Here is a 7,457-nt window from a genome sequence, read left to right on the forward strand (position 1 = left end):
CGGACGGGCTGCCGGTGATGGTGTGGATTCACGGCGGCGCGTTCTCGCGCGGGTCCAACCGGATCGGGATCTACGGCGGCGACACCTTCGCCCGCGACGGTGTGGTGTGCGTCGGCATCAACTACCGTCTCGGCGTCCCCGGCTTCGCGTCGATCCCCGGCGCCCCGGAGAATCGTGGGCTCCTGGATCAGATCGCCGCACTCCAGTGGGTGCGCGACAACATCGCCGCGTTCGGCGGCGACCCCGCCCAGGTCACCATCTTCGGCGAATCGGCCGGGGCGATGAGCGTGGCCTCGCTGCTGGCGTCGCCGCGGGCGGCGGGTCTGTTCCATCGCGCGGCGATGCAGAGCGGCAACGCGCTCACCGCGGCCGCGGTCGACGACGCCCGCAAGGGATCGGCCAAGCTCGCGGACAAGCTGGGGATCGCACACACCGCGGAGGCCTTCGGCCAGGCGGACATGGCGGAGATCCTGCGCGCACAGACCGAGCTGGTGCTGGAGTTCACCCTCGACCCGAGTCCCGAGATCTGGGGCAAGACCGTCGCGCAGATCGGCCTCGGCGTCATGATGACCTTCCCGGTGATCGACGGCGACGTGCTCCCGGACGTGCCCGAGAACCTCATCGCGAACGGGGCGGGCCGCGGCATTCCGCTGCTCGCCGGGTGGAACGCCACCGAGTTCCGCTTCTTCTTCGCCCCGACCGGCGTGCTCGCCGCGGCCACCGACGATCTCGCGCGCGGAATGCTCCTGCGCGCCGGGATGCCGACGGAACTCCTCGAGCAGCGCCTTGCCGACGGCGTCGGTGCCGGTGACGCACTGTGCGAGGCGATCACCGCGATCGCCTTCTCCGATCCCACGCGGGCGATCGCCGCCGCGCGTCCGGAGTCCGCGACTCACCTGTACGAGTTCGCGTGGGAGAGTCCGGTGGCCGACATCCGGGCGGGCCACGCGGTGGAGATCCCCTTCGTGTTCGACAAGCTCGCGATTGCGCATTCGCTGACCGGGCCGGAGGCCGACCAGGGGGTGGCCGATGCGATGCATGCCGCCTGGGTGCAGTTCGCGATCACCGGTGATCCCGGGTGGGCGGTGGCCGCCGACGGTGAGGTGAAGACCTTCGGTTGAGCCGGCGCCGAGCCGCCTGCCCGGGAGCCGCCGCCCCGCGAGCAACGACGCCCGCGATCAGCGACGCTCGGTCAGGGGGTCAGCAGGCGAAGCTTTTCGGTGAGCCAGCCGCCGACCATGTCCCCGGCGTCCTTCTTGGCTGTGATGTCCGGGCCCCGGTCGACGTAGGTTTCGGGGGTTCCGCCGGAGATCACCGCGGCGATGTTGCGCAGGGCGTCGGACTCCGGATCGTCGAGATAGCCCGCGTGCGCGTCCTTCCCCGCGACCAGTGAGCCGTCGCGGTAGTGACCCGAGTCGAGGCGGGTGACGCCGGGGGCGGTGTCCGGATCGCCTCCGTGGACCGTCGCGCCCAGCAGTTGCGAGTAGTGGATCGGATCGCCCGGCGGCGTCATCGAGTACCGCTTGACCTGTGGTTCGGCGTTGTCCCACGGCCCGTCGCCCACGCCGGTGCCCGCCGACGATGCGTACACCACGCGGTCGGCACGGAGGCCGAGTTGCTCGGCTGTACCCACCACCGAGCCGCCGTAGGAGTGGCCGATGACGGTCGTCGGGGTGTCGATCCCCGACGCCGCCAGTTGACTGTCGAGGGCGGCCGCGAAGTCGACGAGTCGCGGCGCCATCCGCCGAGCGGGCGCCGGGTCGAAAGCCGTTCCCTCGATCGGCGAGAGGTCGGTGTCGATGATCTGCTGCGGGAAGTCGCCGTCGGCGAACACGATCACCGGCGCCCCGCTGGCGAGCGCGAGATTCGCGGCGCGACGGCGGTAGGTGTCGGCGCTGCGCAGGCCGGTCCCGGTACCGGGCACCAGGACGGCGACGCCGGGCGTCTCGGCCGTCAGGTCGCCGACCATCTCGATGAACTGGCCGTTGCCGACGTCGCGGAAGCCGATGACGACGCGGGGGACGGTGCGCGTCGGATCGTCGGGGACGGGCATCGGCGACAACAGACTGCGCAGGTTCTCGGCCTTCTCTCCGTGAGCACGACCCGCGTCCACCTCGCGGGCGAGGGCCTCCTCGATCGCAATCCGATTCGCGCGGGCGCGGTCGGTGAAGTCGATGCCGTTCAGGTTGCCGATGTACTCCGGTACCGCCTCGATGAGACTGCCGCGCTGGGCCGCGGTCAACGATTCCCAGTAGCGGGTGATCTCCTCGGGCGACAGCAGCAGGAGCGATGCGGCGGCATCGCTCGCCGGTGCGTAGTCACCGTCGGGAAGCGGTACCAAACCGCCGGAACCGTCGAACTGCCTGGTCAGATACTTGAGTTTGACGGCAAGGGCGTTGTCGGCGGCGTCGGCCTCGTGCAGGATCGCGGTGATGCGCTCGGTCAGGTAGTCGGCGTCGGCCCGACGCTTGGGGTCGGGGTGGGCGACGGCGCCGTCGTCGCCCACGTTGAATCCGGCGCCGCGTGCGGTCTCGACTTGCCCCCGGAGTCGGTCGCGGGCGGTCGACATCCGGGCGTGGCCCGCGCGGGTGGTCTCGGCGATGTCGAGGAAGGTGCGTTCGAGCCGCCGGATCCGGGTGACCTCGGCCTGCACCCGCGACTCGGCAGCGAGACGGGTCCGGCCGAGCCACGTGGGATCGATGTCGAACGAGCGGTGCAGGGAGTCGGCGGCGTTGGCCGCGCGCTCACCGGCCCGCCCGTACGCGGTGGCGGCGTCGAGCAGACGATCGAGGGGCCAGGCGAGCACCTCGACGACGGTTGTCACGACTGCCGCTTGGCTGCGAGCGCCGCCGCGGCGGAGGCATCGGCTTCGACGGTGAGCGCGCCGAAGGTGGCCAGCGCGTCGGCGAGCGCGTCGAGTTGTTGTGATCGGGCCTCCGTGGCGTCGCGGGTGGCGCCCAGGCTCGCGTTCAGTGAGGCCAGGGCGGCGGACCCGGAGACCGGTGGATCGCCGGCCCCGCAATCGGTGTCGGCGATCTGTCGGCCGCATCGTCGCCACAGCGTGACGATGTCGGCCAGCTGCTGGGGCGTGATGCCGAAGTCCATCGGATGCCTTTCGAATGAGCGAGGTGAACTCTTCATTCGTTAGACGCACGCGAGGCGGATTCGGCTCCACCGCCTATCCACAGGGATATGCGGGCTTCGCTTCAGTTGTGGACTAGTCGCGCCGGACCAGGCCGGCGCGACACTAGACGGGCACGGCGGCGCTGCCGGGGTGCGGCAGGACGCCGGCTTCGGCGTCGGCCAGCAGGTGCTTGACGGTCTCGCCGGAGTCGGTCTTGTTGGTGCCGATGAATCCCGAGGGGCCGCGCTTGATCCACCCGGTCACATACAGTCCGGCGATCGGTTCGCCGGCCTCGACGATGCGACCCTCGACATGCGCGACGGTGCCCTTGGCCTCGTCGAACGGCAGACCGGGGACCGCGCGCCCGCGGTAGCCGACCGCGGTCAGCACCAGGCCGGCGTCGATCACCGATTCCTGGTCGGTGCCGGTCTTGACGAACTTGACGCCCGTCGCGCGGCCGTCGCCGACCACCTCGAGCGGGGTGTACCCGAACGACAGGCGAATGAACGGTTCAGTCGGCTTCTCGCGCTGGGAGATCTCGTGCAGCAGCGACACCTTGGCGGCGACGGTCGGATCGTCGATTGCGTCGGGGTCCACGCCGACCAACTCGGAGGGGTCGACCCACACGTGGGCGGGGCCGTCGGCCAGGCCGATCAGTTCCGGCAGCGTGAACGCGGCGTGTTCGGGACCGCGACGGGCCACGACGACCACCTCGCGGATCGACGATCCGCGCAGCGCGGCCAGGGCCGTCTGGTCGATCGACGTGGTCGCGAGGCGCTCGGGGTCGGCGGTGAAGATGCGCGCCACGTCGAGGGCGACGTTGCCGTTGCCGATTACGACGGCCCGTTCGGTGCCGAGGTCGGGTGCCGAGTACGCGAAGTCCGGGTGGCCGTTGTACCAGCCGACCACCGACGTGGCGCTCTGGACGCCCTCGAGGTCGACGCCGGGAATCGCCAGCGGGCGGTCGGTCGGTGCGCCGCCTGCCCACAGGACCGCGTGGTGCGTGCGGCGCAGCTCGTCGAGCGTGATGTCGCGGCCGATCTCGGTGTTCAGCGCGATGGTGATGTTGGGGTGCCGGGCGATCTCGTCGAACAGATTCGCCACGCTGCGCGTCGACTCGTGGTCGGGTGCGACACCGAAGCGCGCCAGGCCGAACGGCTGCGACAGTCGCTCGAACACCGACACCTTCACTTCGCGGTGCTTGAGGAGTTCGTCCGCCGCGTACATGGCCGACGGTCCCGAACCGACGATCGCGACCCGCAGTTCGCCGGGGGCGGCGCCGCCGAGGCGGGCGGGCTTGGTGATCGGAGCCATCGGGAGGCGCCATTCGGCGCGGACCGGGAAGCGGGCTTCATCGGTTGCGGGTTCGCCGTAGTGGCCGGCGTTGACGTCGGCGAAACGCGCGGCGGTCTCCGGGAGCCGGTGGCCGGGAACAATCGCGCCGACGGGGCACGCACTGACGCAGGCGCCGCAGTCGACGCACGTCGACGGGTCGATGTACAGCATTTCGGCGATGCCGAAATCCGGCTCGTCGGGGGTGGGATGGATGCAGTTGACCGGGCATGCGTAGACGCACGAGGCGTCGCCACAGCATGCCTGGGTGATGACGTGAGGCAAGGGTCGCCGATCAGTTAGCGGTGTAGGCGGGTTCGCTGCGGTAGCGCGATGCGCGGCCGTCGATGCCGAGCAGACGCCACACCAGGCGGGATACCGGGTTCATCAGGCCGCACTGGTGGGCCAGCATGCGGACGTCGCCGAAGACGCCGGACAGCACCGCCTTGGACTGCGGCGACTTCCAGAAGATCTCCTTGATGACCGACTTCGGAACGTCGAACTCGCGCTGGAACTCCTTCGGCGGAACCATGATCGCGCCGCACAGGACGCGCATGACGATCGGCATGACGATCGACAGCGTGAACTTGGTGATGGGTCCCTTGGATGGGATGGTGGTGCGCAGGTGATTGTGCGCGAACGAGATGTGCCGCGCCTCTTCGGCCACGTGCAGTTCCATCACCGCGGACATCGCCGGGTGCATGGTCTCGACGGACCGGAGGAAGTCCTTCTGCAGATGGTCGATCGGCTCCTCGCCGGCCAGCACGCCGAAGAAGAACACGGTGGGCCAGAAGGTGGAGAACAGGGGGATGGTCGGCGACAGGCGTCGCAGCCACGGGCGCATGCCCTTGGTCTCCATGCCGATGCGGTTCACCAGCTCCTGGAACATGAGGGTGTGGTTGCACTCCTCCTTGGCCTCGTGGGTGGTGTAGCGGAAGCGCTTGTCGCCGTTGGGGAGGCGGTCGGCGTACTGCATGAGGCCGCGGATCAGGATCGACTCGAACTGCAGACCCACCTTGGCGACGTTGGCCTGACGCCACATGCCGATCTTGATCTGCTCTTCTTCCGGAAGCGCCTGGTACCAGGGGTGACGGCCGATCGGGTCGACCGTGTACGAGAGGATCCAGCGCGGATCGTTCGGCACCACGGCCATGTGCGGGGCGTCCCAGTCGATATCGATGTAGGGATCGAAGTTGCGGGCCACGGATGCCGACGAGAGGTCGTCGAGGATCTGCGAGTAGTCGGGCTCTTCGGACTGCTTGGCGGGCGGGGTGTACGTCGCCGGCCGAGGCTGCGTGGTCGTCATTGTCTTCTCCTGAAGCTCGTCGAGGACGAAGGTCTCCGAACTAGAACCTGTTGTCTTCAGCGTCCCACCGCGGTCAGATCTTGTCAACGGTCGATGGCACAGTCAGCATGGGAGCATAGGGGGTGGCACAGGTCACATCGCTGCGAACGGGGACAATGGCGTGGTGGAGATAGTGGGAATCATCGTCGTCTGCATCCTCGCGATCGCCGGTGCGAATCAACTGGCGCCGCGACTGCGCATCGCCGCGCCGTTGTTGCTGGTGGCGGTCGGTGTGGGGGTGAGTTACCTGCCCCAGACTCCCGACATCTCGGTGAACCCCGAGATCATCCTGGTCGGCGTCCTGCCGCCGCTGCTGTACGCCTCGGCGGTCGCGTTGCCCGCGATGGATTTCAAGCGTGACATCCGGGCGATCAGCGGGTTGTCGATCACCCTGGTGATCGTGAGCGCGCTGCTGCTCGGCCTCTTCTTCATGTGGATCCTGCCCGACGCCGACTACGCGACCGGAGTGGCGCTCGGAGCCATCCTGAGTCCCACCGACGCCGTTGCGACCACCACGGTGAAGCGTGTCGGGGCGCCGTCGCGCTTGGTCACGGTGCTCTCCGGCGAGAGCCTGTTCAACGACGCAAGCGCGCTGGTGGTGCTGCGCGCGGCCATCGCGGCGATGGCCGCGAGCGTCTCGTTGATCGGGGTCGCCGTGTCGTTCGTCTGGGCGATCATCGCGGCCGTCGTGGTCGGCTCGGTCGTCGGCTGGTTGCTGCTGCAGATTCGCGCGCGCGTGTCGAACGTCGCGGTGGCGACGGCCATCACCTTCACTACCCCGTACCTCGCCTACGTGCCGACCGAGTACATGGGTGCGTCGGGCCTGGTCGCGGCGGTCGCGGCCGGGCTGGTGACCGGTCGCGGATCGGTGCGGCGGCTCACCGCCGCGCACCGTCAGTCCGACCAGCAGACCTGGCGGGCCGTCGAACTCCTCCTGGAGGGCGGCGTCTTCCTTCTCATGGGACTGGAGCTGGAGGGACTGGTCACCGACGTCTGGCTGAGTCATGAGACGGTGTGGCATGCGGTCTGGCCCGCGGTCATCGCCTTCGGGCTGCTGATCGTGATCCGCTGGGCCGTGGTGATGACGCAGGTGGCGAGTATGGCGCGACGTACGCGCCGGATGTTCGCCAAACAGCCGATGCTCGAAGACATGCAGACCAAGCTCGGCGGTGCGCAGACGCCGGTCGACCGGACTGCTCGACGATTTCAGCGGCAGATCGACCGGCGGTTGTCGGACATCCGGTACTACCGAGCCGAGACGATCGGGGTGCGCGAAGGGTATGTCGTGGTCTGGGCGGGCATGCGCGGTGTGGTGACGCTGGCCGCCGCGCAGACGCTGCCCGCCGACACCGCCTATCGATCACTGCTGATCCTGGTGGCCTTCTTCGTGGCGGCCGGCTCCCTGGTGATTCAGGGGACCACCCTCGGTCCGGTCATCAAGATGCTCAACCTGCCCGACAACAGCGACGAGACTCGCGACGAGCAGCGGACCCTGCGACGGCAGATGGCAGCGATCAGCGACGAGGTGCTGAACGACCCGTCGGTGTGCGGGACGGACGGACTGCTCGCCCGCAGCATCGAGCAACTGCGCGTGCTCGAGGCCGACGCCGACTTCGACGGCGACGCCCTGGACCTGCGATTGCACAGCGCCGCGGA

At 69.1% G+C, this 7,457-nt stretch carries 6 protein-coding genes; 2 read left to right on the forward strand and 4 right to left on the reverse strand.

Annotated features, from left to right (window positions below):
- The coding region (locus GX543_RS07285) for a carboxylesterase family protein (protein WP_290850945.1) at nucleotides 1-1,121 on the forward strand (1,121 nt) is incomplete at its 5' end.
- Between the two features lie 71 nt (nucleotides 1,122-1,192).
- On the opposite strand, the gene GX543_RS07290 is transcribed toward GX543_RS07285, so the two are convergent.
- The 4 genes from GX543_RS07290 to GX543_RS07305 form a co-directional block, all read right to left on the reverse strand.
- The gene (locus GX543_RS07290) at nucleotides 1,193-2,824 is read right to left on the reverse strand and encodes an alpha/beta hydrolase (RefSeq protein ID WP_290850947.1); all 1,632 of its coding nucleotides are present in this window, start codon (nucleotides 2,822-2,824) and stop codon (nucleotides 1,193-1,195) included.
- Nucleotides 2,821-3,105, reverse strand: coding sequence for a hypothetical protein (locus GX543_RS07295; RefSeq protein WP_290850949.1), 285 nt, complete (start codon nucleotides 3,103-3,105; stop codon nucleotides 2,821-2,823). The genes GX543_RS07290 and GX543_RS07295 overlap by 4 nt, the downstream gene beginning before the upstream one ends.
- A 142-nt stretch (nucleotides 3,106-3,247) precedes the next feature.
- A complete protein-coding gene (locus GX543_RS07300) occupies nucleotides 3,248-4,741 on the reverse strand; it encodes an FAD-dependent oxidoreductase (RefSeq protein WP_290850951.1) in 1,494 nt (497 codons plus the stop codon).
- A gap of 10 nt (nucleotides 4,742-4,751) precedes the next feature.
- A complete protein-coding gene (locus GX543_RS07305) occupies nucleotides 4,752-5,762 on the reverse strand; it encodes a diiron oxygenase (protein WP_290850952.1) in 1,011 nt (336 codons plus the stop codon).
- A 163-nt stretch (nucleotides 5,763-5,925) separates the two neighbouring features.
- On the opposite strand from GX543_RS07305, the gene GX543_RS07310 reads away from it, so the two are divergent.
- The coding region (locus tag GX543_RS07310) for a sodium:proton antiporter (RefSeq protein WP_290850954.1) at nucleotides 5,926-7,457 on the forward strand (1,532 nt) is incomplete at its 3' end.

The organism is Gordonia sp. (in: high G+C Gram-positive bacteria), assembly GCF_012515855.1.
Classification (GTDB): Bacteria; Actinomycetota; Actinomycetes; order Mycobacteriales; family Mycobacteriaceae; genus Gordonia.